The organism is Sphingorhabdus sp. YGSMI21 (assembly GCF_002776575.1).
Lineage (GTDB): Bacteria > Pseudomonadota > Alphaproteobacteria > Sphingomonadales > Sphingomonadaceae > Parasphingorhabdus.
Map to the genome: position 1 here is coordinate 3,049,100 of NZ_CP022548.1, position 13,844 is coordinate 3,062,943.

At 57.0% G+C, this 13,844-nt stretch carries 16 protein-coding genes; 7 read left to right on the forward strand and 9 right to left on the reverse strand.

Annotated features, from left to right (window positions below; translation table 11 throughout):
- Nucleotides 1–93: 93 nt before the first annotated feature.
- Nucleotides 94–3,000, forward strand: a complete 2,907-nt coding sequence (locus CHN51_RS14630; RefSeq protein ID WP_100094680.1) for an insulinase family protein — start codon at nt 94–96, stop codon at nt 2,998–3,000.
- Nucleotides 3,001–3,017: 17 nt separating this feature from the next.
- On the opposite strand, the gene CHN51_RS14635 is transcribed toward CHN51_RS14630, so the two are convergent.
- The 4 genes from CHN51_RS14635 to CHN51_RS14650 form a co-directional block, all read right to left on the reverse strand.
- Entirely contained in the window at nt 3,018–3,650 is a 633-nt protein-coding gene (locus CHN51_RS14635; protein WP_100094681.1) for a peroxiredoxin family protein, read from the reverse strand.
- A 135-nt stretch (nt 3,651–3,785) separates the two neighbouring features.
- Nucleotides 3,786–5,087: an ATP-dependent protease ATPase subunit HslU gene (gene hslU, locus CHN51_RS14640; RefSeq protein WP_100094682.1), complete on the reverse strand. Its 1,302-nt coding sequence runs from the start codon at nt 5,085–5,087 to the stop codon at nt 3,786–3,788.
- Between the two features lie 43 nt (nt 5,088–5,130).
- Nucleotides 5,131–5,697 carry an ATP-dependent protease subunit HslV gene (gene hslV / locus CHN51_RS14645; protein ID WP_100094683.1) on the reverse strand — a complete coding sequence of 189 codons (567 nt, stop codon included), beginning with the start codon at nt 5,695–5,697 and terminating at the stop codon, nt 5,131–5,133.
- 164 nt (nt 5,698–5,861) lie between these two features.
- Nucleotides 5,862–6,101, reverse strand: a complete 240-nt coding sequence (locus CHN51_RS14650) for a hypothetical protein (RefSeq protein ID WP_100094684.1) — start codon at nt 6,099–6,101, stop codon at nt 5,862–5,864.
- 278 nt (nt 6,102–6,379) lie between these two features.
- Between CHN51_RS14650 and CHN51_RS14655 the strand changes: the two genes are divergently transcribed.
- Nucleotides 6,380–6,625: a hypothetical protein gene (locus tag CHN51_RS14655; protein WP_240616749.1), complete on the forward strand. Its 246-nt coding sequence runs from the start codon at nt 6,380–6,382 to the stop codon at nt 6,623–6,625.
- A gap of 18 nt (nt 6,626–6,643) precedes the next feature.
- On the opposite strand, the gene CHN51_RS14660 is transcribed toward CHN51_RS14655, so the two are convergent.
- Nucleotides 6,644–7,930 carry an MFS transporter gene (locus CHN51_RS14660; protein ID WP_100094685.1) on the reverse strand — a complete coding sequence of 429 codons (1,287 nt, stop codon included), beginning with the start codon at nt 7,928–7,930 and terminating at the stop codon, nt 6,644–6,646.
- Between the two features lie 163 nt (nt 7,931–8,093).
- On the opposite strand from CHN51_RS14660, the gene pgsA reads away from it, so the two are divergent.
- From pgsA to CHN51_RS14675, 3 genes are read left to right on the forward strand one after another with little or no spacing between them, the layout of a single operon-like run.
- Nucleotides 8,094–8,666: a CDP-diacylglycerol--glycerol-3-phosphate 3-phosphatidyltransferase gene (gene pgsA / locus CHN51_RS14665; RefSeq protein WP_100095668.1), complete on the forward strand. Its 573-nt coding sequence runs from the start codon at nt 8,094–8,096 to the stop codon at nt 8,664–8,666.
- Nucleotides 8,666–8,929 (forward strand): molybdopterin converting factor subunit 1, encoded by a 264-nt coding sequence (gene moaD / locus CHN51_RS14670; RefSeq protein WP_100094686.1) that lies wholly within the window; start codon nt 8,666–8,668, stop codon nt 8,927–8,929. The genes pgsA and moaD overlap by 1 nt, the downstream gene beginning before the upstream one ends.
- Nucleotides 8,926–9,369, forward strand: coding sequence for a molybdenum cofactor biosynthesis protein MoaE (locus tag CHN51_RS14675; RefSeq protein WP_100094687.1), 444 nt, complete (start codon nt 8,926–8,928; stop codon nt 9,367–9,369). Before moaD ends, CHN51_RS14675 begins: the two co-directional genes overlap by 4 nt.
- A 7-nt stretch (nt 9,370–9,376) precedes the next feature.
- Here CHN51_RS14675 and CHN51_RS14680 read toward each other — a convergent pair whose 3' ends face one another.
- Nucleotides 9,377–10,300, reverse strand: coding sequence for a hydrogen peroxide-inducible genes activator (locus CHN51_RS14680; RefSeq protein ID WP_100094688.1), 924 nt, complete (start codon nt 10,298–10,300; stop codon nt 9,377–9,379).
- Nucleotides 10,301–10,454: 154 nt separating this feature from the next.
- Between CHN51_RS14680 and epsC the strand changes: the two genes are divergently transcribed.
- Both epsC and CHN51_RS14690 read left to right on the forward strand, forming a co-directional pair.
- Nucleotides 10,455–11,159 carry a serine O-acetyltransferase EpsC gene (epsC, locus tag CHN51_RS14685; protein WP_100094689.1) on the forward strand — a complete coding sequence of 235 codons (705 nt, stop codon included), beginning with the start codon at nt 10,455–10,457 and terminating at the stop codon, nt 11,157–11,159.
- Complete coding sequence (locus CHN51_RS14690; protein ID WP_100094690.1) at nt 11,159–11,512, forward strand: DUF2794 domain-containing protein; 354 nt, start codon at nt 11,159–11,161, stop codon at nt 11,510–11,512. The genes epsC and CHN51_RS14690 overlap by 1 nt, the downstream gene beginning before the upstream one ends.
- Before the next feature lie 40 nt (nt 11,513–11,552).
- On the opposite strand, the gene phoB is transcribed toward CHN51_RS14690, so the two are convergent.
- The 3 genes from phoB to pstB are packed head-to-tail and all read right to left on the reverse strand — an operon-like array spanning nt 11,553 to nt 13,808.
- Entirely contained in the window at nt 11,553–12,254 is a 702-nt protein-coding gene (phoB, locus tag CHN51_RS14695) for a phosphate regulon transcriptional regulator PhoB (protein WP_100094691.1), read from the reverse strand.
- Nucleotides 12,254–12,985 carry a phosphate signaling complex protein PhoU gene (gene phoU / locus CHN51_RS14700; protein ID WP_100094692.1) on the reverse strand — a complete coding sequence of 244 codons (732 nt, stop codon included), beginning with the start codon at nt 12,983–12,985 and terminating at the stop codon, nt 12,254–12,256. Before phoU ends, phoB begins: the two co-directional genes overlap by 1 nt.
- A gap of 25 nt (nt 12,986–13,010) precedes the next feature.
- On the reverse strand, nt 13,011–13,808 hold the full coding sequence (gene pstB, locus CHN51_RS14705; RefSeq protein ID WP_100095669.1) for a phosphate ABC transporter ATP-binding protein PstB: 798 nt from the start codon (nt 13,806–13,808) through the stop codon (nt 13,011–13,013).
- Nucleotides 13,809–13,844 lie beyond the last annotated feature (36 nt).

The following is a 13,844-nucleotide window of genomic DNA, read 5'->3' on the forward strand; positions in this document are numbered from 1 at the left end:
TACGGAGCGATCAAGGGCTAAACACAAGCAGAGGCAGGAAGATGACGGGAATATTCACTGGCCAGTCAGATTGAGCCTGCTTATATCCGGTGCATGAAACCTAGATCTTCCCATCTTTCCCTGTTGTTGCTGCTGTTTGCTCTGCTGGCGATCCCCGTAACGGCCCATGCCGAAGAGGCCAAGGCCGAAGAAGATGTGCCCTGGCTTTACGAAAATAGCGATGTGCCGGTCGACAAAAGCTGGACCTTTGGTGTTCTGGACAATGGGTTGCGCTACGCCGTCAAGCATAATGGCGTCCCGCCGGGGCAGGTCTCGATCCGCTTGCGGCTCGATGTCGGCTCACTGATGGAGACCGAAAAGGAACAGGGATTTGCCCATTTCATGGAGCACCTGACCTTTCGCGGCTCGACCTATGTGCCCGATGGGGAGGCGAAGCGTGTCTGGCAGAGACTGGGCGCAACCTTCGGCAGCGACAGCAATGCCGAGACCACTCCGACGCAAACCGTTTACAAGCTGGACCTTCCCAATGCCAGCCGGGCCAGTCTCGATGAGAGCCTCAAAATATTATCGGGCATGGTGCAATCTCCGGGCCTGAGCATTACGGCCGTCAACGCCGAGCGCCCCGTGGTAATGGCGGAATTGCGCGAACGCGCCGGTCCCCAGTCGGATGTGCAAAACGCGACGCGCGAACTTTTCTTTGCCGGCCAGCGCCTCGCGGAACGGGCGCCGATCGGCACGCCGGAAACATTGGGCGCGGCCACGCCGCAAATGCTGCAACTTTTCCATCAGCGCTGGTATCGCCCCGAGATGGCCGTGATCGTCATTGCCGGCGACGGAGACCCGGCGCTGTTCGAGGAATTGCTGAACAAGCATTTCTCGCTATGGCAGGGCAAAGGCGAAGCGGGCATCATTCCCGATTTTGGGGAAGTCCGGGACAATGCGGAAATCAGCCGGATCGTCATCGAACCCACATTGCCCCGTTTCATCTCGATGGTCATCGCGCGCCCATGGGAACAGGTCGAGGATACGATAGAATATAACCAGCAAATATTGATTGATCTCCTTGCATTGCAACTGATCAATCGCCGACTGGAAGCCCGGGCGCGAGCCGGAGGCAGTTATTTGCAGGCAAGTGTCGGCCAGGATGATGTCAGCCGTTCCGTGGACGGAACCTTCATCAACATCATTCCGCTGGGCGGCGACTGGGAAGCCGCGCTCGAGGATGTGCGGGCCGTTATCGCCGACGCGACGACCACCGCGCCGTCCGAACAGGATATAGCTCGGGAGATTGCAGAATTTGATGCCGCGCTGGCGATCGGAGTGGAAAGCTATCAGACCGAAGCTGCCCGCAAGCAGGCCGACGACATCGTCAACGCTGTAGATATTCGCGAGACCATAGCCACGCCGCAGGTCGCGCTCGATGTATTTCGCGCGATGCGGGATATGTACACGCCGGAGCGGCTGCTCGACTCAACGCAGAAACTATTCACCGGCGTTGCTACGCGCGCTTTGCTGACATCTCCAGATGTTGTTGACAACGGCAAGGTCAGGCTGGCCCAGGCCCTGCAGCGCACCGTCGACGCGGCGAGCGATGTGCGCGTCACCCAGTCCGATATCGGATTTGAAACCCTGAAAAAGATCGGGAAAAAAGGCGCGGTCCTGTCGACCGAGAAAAATGACCGGTTCGATATCGAAAAACTGGTGCTGGCCAATGGAGTCAGGGTGCTGATGTTCCCGAACAACGCCGAGCGTAACAAGATCATGGTCAATGTACGCTTCGGCAAGGGCTATAGCGGTCTGTCCTCCGAACAGGAAACGCTGGCGTGGTCGGGTGCCATGGCGCTGATGGCCAGCGGTGTCGGTGACCTCGGACAGGAAGAACTGGACAAGATCACGACCGGACGGCGGATCGGTCTGGCCTTCGGGATCGACAATGACGCGTTCGAGATTTCGGCCGACACCCGACCATCCGACCTTGAAGACCAGCTTCATCTGATAGCAGCGAAACTGGCGTTCCCGCGCTGGGACGCAGCGCCTGTCATCCGCAGCAAAGCCGCAGCACTGATCAGCTATGACAGCTTCTCCGCTTCGCCCCAGGCGGTCCTGGGACGCGATCTTGAATGGCTGGTCCGTGGCAAGGATCCGCGCTGGAAGACGCCGGACAAGGAGGATTTCAACCAGCTGACAGCAGAAAATTTCCGGACATTCTGGAAACCGATACTGGCCAGCGGGCCGATCGAAGTGATGCTGTTCGGTGACTTCGATCGCGACGAGGCGGTCGAGTCCATTCTCAAGACATTCGGCGCATTGAAAAAGCGCGAGGCCCAGGCGATTGTGCCCGATGCCCTTGCTCCGCAATTCCCGACGCCGCAAGCCGGGCCGGAAATATTGGTCCACAAGGGGGACAGGGAAAGGGCGGCTGCCATGGTCGCATGGCCGACCGGCGGCGGACTCGACAATGTCCGCGAAAGCCGCAAGCTGGAAGTGCTGGCCTCGATTTTCAATGACCGGCTGTTCGAGATACTGCGCTCTCAGCAGGGCGCCAGCTACAGTCCGCAAGTCATCAACAGCTGGCCGGTCGAGTTCGAATCGGGGGGCTATATTGGCGCGCAAAGTCAGCTGACACCCGATAATATTGATCGCTTCTACAATGTCGTCGACCTGATCGCCGAGGATTTGCGCGAGAAACCAGTCAGCGCGGATGAACTGCAAAGGGTTGTGGAGCCCCTGCGTCAGTTGATCGCCCGAGCCTCCAGTGGCAATAGTTTCTGGATGAGCCAGCTGGAAGGCGCAAGCTATAATCCCCGGAAATTTACGGCGCTGCAAACTTTGTTGCGCGATTATACGGTCATCACCCCGGAAGAGGTGCAGGCCCTGGCCGTCAAATATCTGGATGATGCCAAGAAATGGAAGCTTGCTGTGCTACCCGAATCCGATCGTCTGGCCGCCAATGACAATGAACCGAAGGTCCGCAGAGAAGATAAAGCTGCCAGCAATTAGCCGGCAAAAGCCGATGGTTAGATGGAGTCGACGAGCGCCAGAATCTGTTCGTTGCTCGGCCGCTTTTTATAGTCACCGGATACGGTTTTTGCGATGACCGTGCCGCTTTTGTCGATCAGATAGACCGATGCATATGGCACGCCGGCGGCGCGCCCTTCAGTATATTGCGGATCCCGCAGCCCGAAGCCGTCGATCACCGCCGAAGACTGGTCGGACAGCATTTCATATTGCAGCATCTGGTTCTTCGAAAAACGGTCCTGCTGCGCCGGGCTGTCATAGCTGAGGCCATAAAGCGTATAGCCGCGCTCCTTCAGATCATCGACAATCGCGTTGATCGACTTCAACTGTGTCTGACAATAAGGACACCATTCGACCGACCGCGTGAACACCACGAGGGCAGGGCCATCCTCCAGAATTGCGCTGAAATTCGTTTCGCGGTCATTGGCCAGTAGGCGGACGTCCAGGGGGACCTGTTCACCCACGGCCAGTCCGGCATCGATGCTTTCTGCCGCGGTAACGGGTTCAATCACGGTTGCCGGTTTGCTTTCCGTCTCGCCGGCAGCTTCGCTAGCTGTATCCGACGCCGGTTCGGTGCAGGCCGACAGGGCCAGCGCTGCAACGGAAGACAATGTCAAAGCGGTTCGTATCATCACATTCTCTTTTCGTTTGTCTCTGCCTTTTTCGCGGAGCCAGGCGATTGCGTTACAGTCCTGCCATCCGGTTTTTCAAATGACAGAGCCTTCTGTAACAAGCAGAAAAGCGCCGGCGATTATTCGCTTTTACCATCACAACACATATTTGGACAGGTCGGTATCCTTCGCGACATCGGAAAGCTGTTTCTCGACATAGGCCCTGTCGATGACGATTTCCTCGCCAGCCCGGTCCTCTGCGTTGAAGCTGATTTCCTCGAGCAGTTTTTCCATGACCGTCTGCAGTCGCCGCGCGCCGATATTCTCGACTGTTTCGTTCACGTTCGCGGCGATTTCGGCCAGTTTTCCGATTGCATCGTCAGTGATCTTGATCGTGACATTTTCCGTCCCGAGCAGGGCGACATATTGTTCCGGCAGATTGGCCCGGGTCTCGGTCAATATCCGGACGAAATCAGCCTCGGTCAGCGCTCGCAATTCCACCCGGATGGGCAGGCGGCCCTGCAATTCGGGAAGCATGTCGCTGGGTTTCGATATCGAAAAGGCACCGGAGGCGATGAACAGGATATGATCGGTTTTCATCGGACCATATTTGGTCGCAACCGTCGTCCCCTCGATCAATGGAAGCAGGTCGCGCTGGACGCCTTCCCGGCTGACCGATCCGCCGCGCACGTCGCTGACCGCGATCTTGTCGATCTCGTCCAGAAAGACAATGCCGTTGGATTCGGCGTCGGTGATTGCGGCGCGCGAGATATCCTCGTCATCGAGACGTTTGTCGGATTCTTCCTCGACCAGCTTGTCCCATGCGTCCGCTACCCGCATCTTGCGGCGTTTCATACGCGTCTGGTTGAATGCCTTTCCCATCATGTCCGAGAGGTTGATCATGCCGACCTGGCCACCCATGCCGGGAATATCCATCGGCATATTGGGCGTGTCTTCGACCTCGATCTCGATCTCGGTGTCGTTCATATGATTGTCGACCACCCGCTGGCGAAAGCTTTCGCGTGTGGCTTCGCTGGCATTCTCGCCGCACAATACATCGAGCAGGCGGTTCATGGCGGCTTCCGCCGCCGCCTCGTGCACCGCCATTCTCCGGCGCTCGCGTTCCAGCCGCACGGCTTCCTCAGCCAGATCGCGGGCAATCTGCTCGACGTCGCGACCGACATAGCCGACTTCCGTAAACTTGGTGGCTTCAACCTTGATAAAGGGCGCATCGGCCAGTTTTGCCAGACGCCGCGAAATCTCCGTCTTGCCGCAGCCCGTGGGGCCGATCATCAGGATATTCTTGGGCGTGACTTCCTCGCGCAGTTCGGCGGGAAGCCTCTGGCGGCGCCAGCGGTTGCGCAGGGCAACGGCGACGGCGCGCTTGGCATCTTGCTGTCCAATTATATGCTCGTCCAGTGACTTGACGATGGTTTTGGGGGTCAGGTTCGCCTGCATGCTGATTTTCTCTTCATTCTTGATATTACGGGGCTGACTATATTCAGCTTTCGCTGTCGAGCATTTCGATCGTGGTCTGGTCATTGGTATAGACACAGATCTCTGCGGCGATCTCCATCGCCTTTCTGGCGAGCTTTTCTGCGTCTTTCTCGTAATCCAACAGGGCGCGAGCGGCCGAGAGCGCAAAATTTCCGCCCGAACCGATCGCCGCTATGCCTTCATTGGGCTCCAGAACGTCTCCGTTACCGGTCAGGATGAGCGTGATATCCTTGTCGGCCACGATCATCAACGCTTCCAGATTGCGCAGATATTTGTCGGTACGCCAGTCCTTGGCAAGTTCGACAGCCGCGCGCATCAATTGCCCGTTATGCCGTTCCAGTTTGGCTTCGAGCCGCTCGAATAGGGTGAAGGCATCGGCAGTCGCGCCGGCAAAACCGCCGATCACCGAGCCGTCGTGCAATTGCCGCACCTTACGGGCATTGCGCTTCATTACCGTCTGACCCATCGATACCTGACCGTCGCCTACGACGACGACCTTGCCATTTTTCCGTACCGATAGGATTGTTGTGCCGTGCCATTGTTGCAGGCCATGTTGCTGATTTTCTGTCATGAAACCAGATATGGGTAGTCTGTTCCGAATGTGCAACCAAAGGCTTTGCGGCTTGTCCTCACGTCTGAAAACAGAACGCGAGATTGACGCTTCCCATGAGCCGAACAGCCAAAAAAAATGGCGGCCGAAGGGCCGCCATTTTCAAATTCTGTGTCTGAACTGGTTCAGGGGGAGGTTGGCGTATCTTCGCTGCCGTCGGCTGCGATGATGATGCCAGCAATCACTGCTGCTGCTGCAAGAATTGCAATGATGATACCGGAGCCGCCTTCGAGATCATTTTCGCCTTCAACAGTTGCGCTGGTACGTGCAACAGAAGAAACAGGCTGGGTAGCCTGAGCCAAAACGGGTGCGCTTACAAGCGATGCGGCTGCAGCTGCAGCCATTCCAATTTTACCGAAACGCATAATTTGCTCCTTCAGGGTTTCGCATTTCACTTAATACGCAGCGATCTTTGGCATAACAGCCTACTGAAATCAACCATCTTATTGTTGAAAATCACAATATCGCCAATCAGTTGCAAAGATCACACAGGTCTTAATTTTGCCTGATAAATTGAGCGCTTAACTAAATCCGGCCTGTCCAAGGTTAATTTATCCCGGGCCCGGTTCCTGTAGCCCTAGGGTTCCAAGGCCTGTGCCAATTCAAGACGTTAACCACAGCGGCCGATTTCGGGCTGGAACATATGCCTAACAAGTTGTTAACCAAGGCCATGGATAGAGAGACTTCGAGACCATTGATTCTGCCGGATGACGGCTTACGGCACAGCTTCCGCCGCGGCTTACCGCTAAAAATCGCGGATATCGGAACAGACAAGCAAGATTCGGACAGAGTATCGGTCGCAAAGCAAAAGGGACTCGGGGAAGATGTCAGCCTGTTTCTGCTTAGCTTCCTTGCCTTCTTTACTGCGTTTTACATGTTCATTGTCTGAAACGCTTCTGGCGATCGTCTAGTCGCAGGCGCGGTGAAGCTGCTGGCCAAGCCATGCCGCCACCAGGCACATGGCCGCAACCAGCAACAACTGTTCGGTCGTGGAAACGCCCAGCATGCTGAGTCCCAGTGCGACCAGGGCGCCCATGACCATACAGCCCGAATTGACGACATTGTTCGCGGCAATCGTGCGCGCGGTCTGGCTGATATCGACCGTGGTCGTCAGAAAGGCATATAGGGGCACGACGAACATACCCCCGAATATCGAAACACCGCCGAGCGTGCCCAGTAGCGCCCATGCACCATCATGGACGATGAAGGTTTCGAACGTATAGAGCTGGCCGTCCGGCAAGCCCTCCCAGCTGCGTGCTATAAAGTAGAGAATGAGGACGAATACTCCCATCAGAATCACGCTTGCCGGGGCAAAACGCGCCGAAACCTCGCTTTTAAGCAACCGGTTGACCAGAACGGATCCGATCGCGATGCCGATGGAGAATACGCCGAGAAAAAGGCTGGCGACTTGCGGCGTCGCCGTAAGCACATTTTCCACCAGCGGTGGAAACTGGATGATCATCACCGATCCTATGGTCCAGAAAAAGCTGATCGCGATAATGGCAAGATATAGTCGGCGTACGTGCAGGGTCGCGGAAATCAGCCGGATCGAGGAGCGTACAAAATTATAGTCGATCTTCTCGACCTCTTTTTGCGCCGGGGCCGGCGGCATAAACTGGGCGGCGATTCGGCCGATCAGAGCGACCACGAAAACCGCGGCGACCGCGATCTCTACGCCGTTGCCATCGCGGTCGATGATGATCCCGCCCAGAATCGTACCCGCCAAAATCGCGATATAGGTTCCCGCTTCGACCAGTCCGGTTCCGGCAAGCACCTCATCTTTCTCCAGATGTTGCGGGAGAACCGCATATTTTATCGGACCGAAAAAGGTGGATTGCAGGCCCAGAAGAAACAAGGCGGTCAGCATGACCGGAATCGAATGCAGCCACAGCCCGATCCCGCCGACAATAGCGATAAATATCTCCAGCGTTTTGACGAAGCGCGTGATTCGCGCCTTGTCGTAATTGTCTGCCAACTGGCCGGCGAGCGACGAGAACAGGAAGAACGGCAGGATGAACAAGCCGGAAGCCAGAGCATTGAACGCGAAATCCTCGGATTCGCTCTCGTAAATGCCGTAGGTCACAAGAATGACCATCGAAAATTTGAAGAGGTTGTCGTTAAATGCCCCGAGCAACTGGGTCAGGAACAGCGGCAAAAACCTTCGCGTCCGCAGCAAATGCGCAGTATTTTGCATAATATGAAAATCTCTTTTCGAGCGAAGGAAGGGCGTTGCCCCATCCTTAGCCCATTCAGCCTTGGGGTCAAATCCCATCGCGAATAGCCCGGTTGAGGAATTTCCGCTCAGGTGGGCTGAAACAATTTTCATTTCGCGGGAATCTGTCTATGCGAGAGCCACGATGCTGAACTTGCCGAACATATTGACGCTCTCGCGGATTTTCGCGGTGCCGATTCTGGTTTTTCTGCTCTGGCCGAACTTCGAGACGGCCCGGTCGCAACCGCTTCCGATCGATTATCTGCTGACCTTCGGTCTCTATTGCCTGATGGCGGTGACCGACTATTTCGACGGCTATCTTGCGCGGTCGCAGGGCACGGTATCCAAACTGGGCATATTTCTCGATCCCATCGCCGACAAGATCATGGTCGCCGCAGTGGTGCTGATGCTGATCTTCACCCGCGATATCAATGGATGGCACACGATCGCGGCGATTGTTATATTGTTACGTGAAATCACCGTTTCCGGGCTCCGGGAGTTTCTCGCCGGACTGCAGATCAGCGTGCCCGTGTCGCAACTCGCCAAGTGGAAGACCGGTTTTCAGATGATTTCGCTCGGCGCGCTCATTCTGGCGGGCGGCCTGCCGCAATTTCCGGTCGTCCAGACCGTCGGTCTGTGGACTTTGTGGGCCGCGGCGATCCTGACCCTGATCACGGGCTGGGATTATCTGCGCGTCGGCCTGAAGCATATGGACTGATGACGCGTTCGCTCGACATAGTCTATTTCGCCTGGGTGCGGGAACGGCTTGGCATGGACCAGGAGCGGGTGCAACTGGACGACGACACCGGGACAATCGGCGATGTCCTGACCATGTTGGTTGATCGAGGCGGTATCTATGCCGAAATTTTCGCCGATACGGGGAAATTGCGTTTCGCCCTCGATCAGGATTATGCTGTCCTGGCAACCCCGGTCGGGTCGGCGCAGGAGCTGGCGATTTTTCCGCCGGTAACGGGCGGATGATCAAATTAATCGTCGGGACGGAGGATTTCGACATCGGAGTCGAAACGGCTAACGTTGCAGGACAGGGCGGCGGCGCGATCGCCAGCTTTGTCGGGCAGGTCCGCGATGACGGCAAGCTGCAATCGCTTGAACTGGAACATTATCCGGCAATGACCGACAAGGCCTTGCGCAGGATCGCGGAAAATGCACTGGCCGACTGGCCGCTACACGCGGTCACGATCATCCACCGCGTTGGGAAATTGTCGGTTGGGGAGAATATTGTACTGGTGGTGACTGGATCCGATCATCGCGGCGCGGCAATCGAATCCTGTTCCTTCATCATGGACAAGCTCAAGACCGTGGCTCCGTTCTGGAAGAAGGAAACACGGACAGACGGCGCGACGAAATGGATCGAAGAACGCGCGTCCGATGTCGATGCCTCGCAAAAATGGGAAAAATAGAGAAGCGCTACGACTGGTTTTTCGAGACCCAGTGCTGCGCCCCTTTCATGATTTCGGCCAGCAACTGAAACTCGCTGCGCCGGGGACTGTTCTTCCGCCAGACCAGTGCGATATCGCGCGTCGCGCGATCCGAACGCAGAGGTCTTGCCACGATATTCGTGTGGTTCAATATGCCGCTGTCGATCGCCATTTTCGGAAGCAGCGTCAGGCCCAGTCCATTATCGACCATTTGCACCAGCGTGTGCAGCGAGGTTCCCATCATCCGCGCGGAGGCTCTCAACTCCGGCCGGTTGCAGGCGGCGAGGGCATGGTCCTTCAGGCAATGGCCGTCTTCGAGCAGCAACAATTGTGTTTCATCGATGCTCGCCGGATCGACCTGTGGTGGCGGATCCCGCGGATCATCTTTCGGGAATGCCACGAATATCTCGTCGCTGAACAGCACCTCTGCCTCGACATCACCGCAGGGGAAGGGCTGCGCCAGCAGGACGCAGTCGGCATGGCCATGATGCAGGGAATCGCAGGCCGCCTGACTGGTTTCTTCTTTCAGATAGAGTTTTAGTTCCGGACGTTCCTTGCGCAATTGCGGCAAAAGGCGGGGCAGGAGAAAGGGCGCGATGGTCGGAATGACGCTCATCCGGATATCCCCCGCCAGCGGTTTGCCGGCGGACCGCGCCATTTCGGAAAGCTCTTCCGCCTCGCGCAAGATGCGATAGGCCTTCTCGACCATCTGGTTGCCCAATTCGGTAAAACGCACCACCCTGCGGGTGCGTTCGACCAGCACGATATCGAGCAGCGCTTCCAGTTCCTTGATGCCGGCCGAAAGGGTCGACTGGGTGACGAAACAGGATTCCGCCGCCTTGCCGAAGTGGCCATGTTCTTTCAGTGCCACGAGATATTGCAGTTGCTTGAGCGTGGGCAGGTAGGTCGACATTATCGAAGCCTTCGATCAGTAGATGAATATTGATCTAATATAGTGATAACGATGCTTTTGAAAAGCACCAATGCCAGGTCGGTTGCAAAAAAGAACTGGAAATCCCTGCCTGTCGTGCCTAGTTTATGGTCTTCGTAACATCCGGAGGAAATATATGTTTCGGGAACTCGGTGCTTATCTCGATTCCATCAAGGCCCGCGACCCGGCCCCGCGATCGCGCTGGGAAGTGCTGCTCTATCCGGGTGTACTGGCGATTGGCCTGCATCGCTTCGCGCACTGGCTGTTCAAGGGTGAACTCTATTTCTTTGCCCGGCTAATCAATCATATTTCCCGTTTTCTGACGGCAATCGATATCCATCCGGGTGCCAAAATCGGCCGGCACCTGTTTATCGACCATGGCTTTACCGTCATCGGCGAGACCGCTCTTATCGGCGACAATGTCACGATTTATCAATGTGTCACTCTGGGCGGAACCAACCCGACCAATGGCGTCGGCGGCAAGCGCCATCCGACAATTGAAAATGATGTCATTCTGGGATCCGGTGCCCAGGTGCTCGGCCCGATCACGGTCGGCAAACGGGCCAGGGTTGGCGCCAATGCGGTTGTCACCCAGGATGTTCCGGAAGGCGCCACGATGGTTGGCGTCCGCGCCCGACCAACATTGGTCGAGGCAAAGGACTATCAGAAGGAATTCGTCCCCTACGGCACGCCCTGCAGCGAGATTTTCGACCCGTCGACGCAGAAACTGGAAATTCTCCAGTGCGAGATGGAACAGTTGCAAAAACGCATCGCTACCTTTGCGAAAGAGCGGAAGGGCGAAGATCCAGCGGTCGAGACAAAGGGACGCGATAGCGCTTGATGCGTTTCAGCGACTCCAACATATCGCCTTTCCCGCAGCGCGGTGCACCGTCGCAAGTCGGTTTCGAGCGCCGCGAAATTGAACGGATTCTCAGCCTTTATGGCCGGATGGTCGCCGCCGGGCACTGGAAGGACTATGCTATGGATATGCGCCGCGACGTCGCGATATTTGCGGCGTTTCGCCGCGCATCGGAACGGCCGCAAATGCGCATCGAGAAACGTCCGTCCGAACGCAATCGCCAGGGCATGTGGTCGCTGCACGGCGAACAGGGACAGATTTTAAAGCGCGGCCATGATCTTGCCGGAGTTTTGGCACCGGTGGAGCGCAAGCTTCTGAAACTGGTCGCAGACTAGCAGTTCCAGACTAAGCTGGTCCACCGGTTAGAGCCGGATATCAGCCTTCTACAGCATCCGTATCGAGCGCATAGCCCGCCGACCGCACGGTGCGGATGATATCCGACCGACCGTTGGCGTTCAGCGCCTTTCTCAGCCGCCGGATATGCACATCGACGGTGCGCAATTCGATATCGCTGTCCTGTCCCCAGACGCTGTCGAGGAGACGCTCGCGGGAAAATACCCAGTTGGGATGTTCCAGAAAATGGCGGAGCAGGCGAAATTCTGTCGGACCAAGCGGGATGGTGTCGCCGCCCCGTTTGACCTTGTGGCCTACCGTATCCATCTCCAGATCGCCAAAGCTGAGTTTCTCGCCGGCCAGCGCCGGACGCACCCGGCGCAATACGGCCTTCACCCGGGCGATCAGTTCGCGGGGACTGAACGGCTTGGTGATATAATCATCCGCACCGGTTTCAAGGCCGCGGATCTTGTCCTCTTCCTCGCCGCGCGCGGTCAGCATGATGATCGGAATATTCGCGGTTTCCGAAGAGCGGCGCAGGCGGCGGCAGACTTCGATCCCGGACAGGCTTTCCAGCATCCAGTCGAGCAGGATCACGTCGGGCCGATGCTCCTGGACCAGCAGCAAGGCTTCCTCGCCATCCGGTGTGTGGATGACGTCATATTCCTCTTTCTTGAAATTCCAGGTCAGCAGTTCCGCAAGCGCGGCATCGTCTTCGACCAGCAGTAATTTTGCGTTGACCATCAGTCGGCCTCGTCGCTGAGCGCGTCATCGAGCGGCGTCGTCGGATTCTCGCCGCGGGTCCGTTCGGGCATAGGCTCGCCGGTCGCCGCAAAATAGACCATTTCCGCGACGTTGGTCGCATGATCACCAATGCGCTCGAGGTTTTTGGCGATAAACAGCAGATGTGCCGCTTCACCGATATCCTTCGGATTTTCGATCATGTGGGTGATCACGGCGCGGAAGATGCTGTTGTAGAAATCATCGACGATCTGGTCGCGCCGGTTCACTTCCATCGCCAGTTCCGCATCGCGCCGGGCAAAGGCATCCAGCGAGTCCCGCACCAGCTCGCTGGCTATTTTCGACATGGAGGGCAGCAGCGAAATGGGTGTCAGGCGGTGCGTCTTGGTCACCAGCGGCACCCGCTTGGCGATATTCTTCGCATAATCGCCAATGCGCTCGACCACGCCGGAGATTTTGAACGTGGCGATCAGTTCCCTGAGGTCGTCGGCCATCGGCGCGCGCAGCGCGATGGTCTGGAAGGTCAGCTCGTCGATCCGCTTTTCCAGCTGGTCGATCAGCTTGTCTTCCCGGACCACTTCTTCCGCCAGTTCGAGGTCGCTGTTTTCCAGCGCGCGCATTGCCTTGGCGATGGCTTGCTCGCTGCGCCCGCCGATTTCCGCAACCATGCCCCGCAGTTCATTGATGTCGGAATCGAAGGCTTTGACCGTATGCTCTGTGCCAGTGTTGACCATTTTTGAGTTCCTAAACTTCGAGATATCAGCCGTAACGTCCGGTGATATAGTCCCGCGTTTTCTCTTCCCGCGGATTGGTGAAAATATCGGTTGTTTCGCCATATTCCACCAGCGTGCCCAGGTGGAAAAATGCCGTTTTCTGCGATACGCGCGCGGCCTGCTGCATATTATGGGTGACGATAACGATCGCATATTTGCCGCGCAATTCGTGGATCAGCTCTTCGATCTTTGCCGTCGCGATCGGATCGAGGGCGGAGCAGGGCTCGTCCATCAGGATCACTTCGGGATCTACCGCAATGGCTCGTGCGATACACAGGCGCTGCTGCTGGCCGCCGGAAAGAGCCGTGCCGCTGTCGAGCAGCCGGTCTTTCACTTCACCCCAGAGACCGGCGCGCTGCAAGGAAGATTCGACGATATTGTCGAGTTCGTCCTTGCCGGTTGCAAGGCCATGGATACGGGGGCCGTAGGCGATATTGTCGTAGATCGATTTGGGAAAAGGGTTCGGCTTCTGGAACACCATCCCGACCCGCGCCCGCAGCTGGACCACATCCATTTGCGGCGCGTAAATATCGTCGCCTTCGAGCTGGATATCGCCGGTGACCCGCGCGATCGGTATCGTGTCGTTCATCCGGTTCATGCAGCGCAAGAAAGTCGACTTGCCACAGCCGGACGGGCCGATGAAGGCGGTGACGCTGTCCATGTTTACATCGATGGACACATCGTTGATCGCCTGCTTGTCGCCGTAGAAAACATTGACATGACGCGCCGTCATTTTCGGCGTGGAGGCTTCGCCTGGCATATCTGTCGTGGCCGAATCTGTCATAATTACGCTTTCACTCGGTTTTTGCATTGTCTGGTC

What these genes read in the sequence shown, in the direction of transcription:
- CHN51_RS14690 (WP_100094690.1), top strand. Translation starts at nt 11,159, where the DNA reads ATGCGTTTCAGCGACTCCAACATATCGCCTTTCCCGCAGCGCGGTGCA.
- CHN51_RS14650 (WP_100094684.1), bottom strand. Translation starts at nt 6,101, where the DNA reads ATGCGTTTCGGTAAAATTGGAATGGCTGCAGCTGCAGCCGCATCGCTT.
- hslV (WP_100094683.1), bottom strand. Translation starts at nt 5,697, where the DNA reads ATGACAGAAAATCAGCAACATGGCCTGCAACAATGGCACGGCACAACA.
- phoU (WP_100094692.1), bottom strand. Translation starts at nt 12,985, where the DNA reads ATGGTCAACACTGGCACAGAGCATACGGTCAAAGCCTTCGATTCCGAC.
- CHN51_RS14675 (WP_100094687.1), top strand. Translation starts at nt 8,926, where the DNA reads ATGATCAAATTAATCGTCGGGACGGAGGATTTCGACATCGGAGTCGAA.
- pstB (WP_100095669.1), bottom strand. Translation starts at nt 13,808, where the DNA reads ATGACAGATTCGGCCACGACAGATATGCCAGGCGAAGCCTCCACGCCG.
- CHN51_RS14635 (WP_100094681.1), bottom strand. Translation starts at nt 3,650, where the DNA reads ATGATACGAACCGCTTTGACATTGTCTTCCGTTGCAGCGCTGGCCCTG.
- CHN51_RS14630 (WP_100094680.1), top strand. Translation starts at nt 94, where the DNA reads ATGAAACCTAGATCTTCCCATCTTTCCCTGTTGTTGCTGCTGTTTGCT.
- moaD (WP_100094686.1), top strand. Translation starts at nt 8,666, where the DNA reads ATGACGCGTTCGCTCGACATAGTCTATTTCGCCTGGGTGCGGGAACGG.
- hslU (WP_100094682.1), bottom strand. Translation starts at nt 5,087, where the DNA reads ATGCAGGCGAACCTGACCCCCAAAACCATCGTCAAGTCACTGGACGAG.
- CHN51_RS14660 (WP_100094685.1), bottom strand. Translation starts at nt 7,930, where the DNA reads ATGCAAAATACTGCGCATTTGCTGCGGACGCGAAGGTTTTTGCCGCTG.
- phoB (WP_100094691.1), bottom strand. Translation starts at nt 12,254, where the DNA reads ATGGTCAACGCAAAATTACTGCTGGTCGAAGACGATGCCGCGCTTGCG.
- pgsA (WP_100095668.1), top strand. Translation starts at nt 8,094, where the DNA reads ATGCTGAACTTGCCGAACATATTGACGCTCTCGCGGATTTTCGCGGTG.
- CHN51_RS14655 (WP_240616749.1), top strand. Translation starts at nt 6,380, where the DNA reads ATGCCTAACAAGTTGTTAACCAAGGCCATGGATAGAGAGACTTCGAGA.
- CHN51_RS14680 (WP_100094688.1), bottom strand. Translation starts at nt 10,300, where the DNA reads ATGTCGACCTACCTGCCCACGCTCAAGCAACTGCAATATCTCGTGGCA.
- epsC (WP_100094689.1), top strand. Translation starts at nt 10,455, where the DNA reads ATGTTTCGGGAACTCGGTGCTTATCTCGATTCCATCAAGGCCCGCGAC.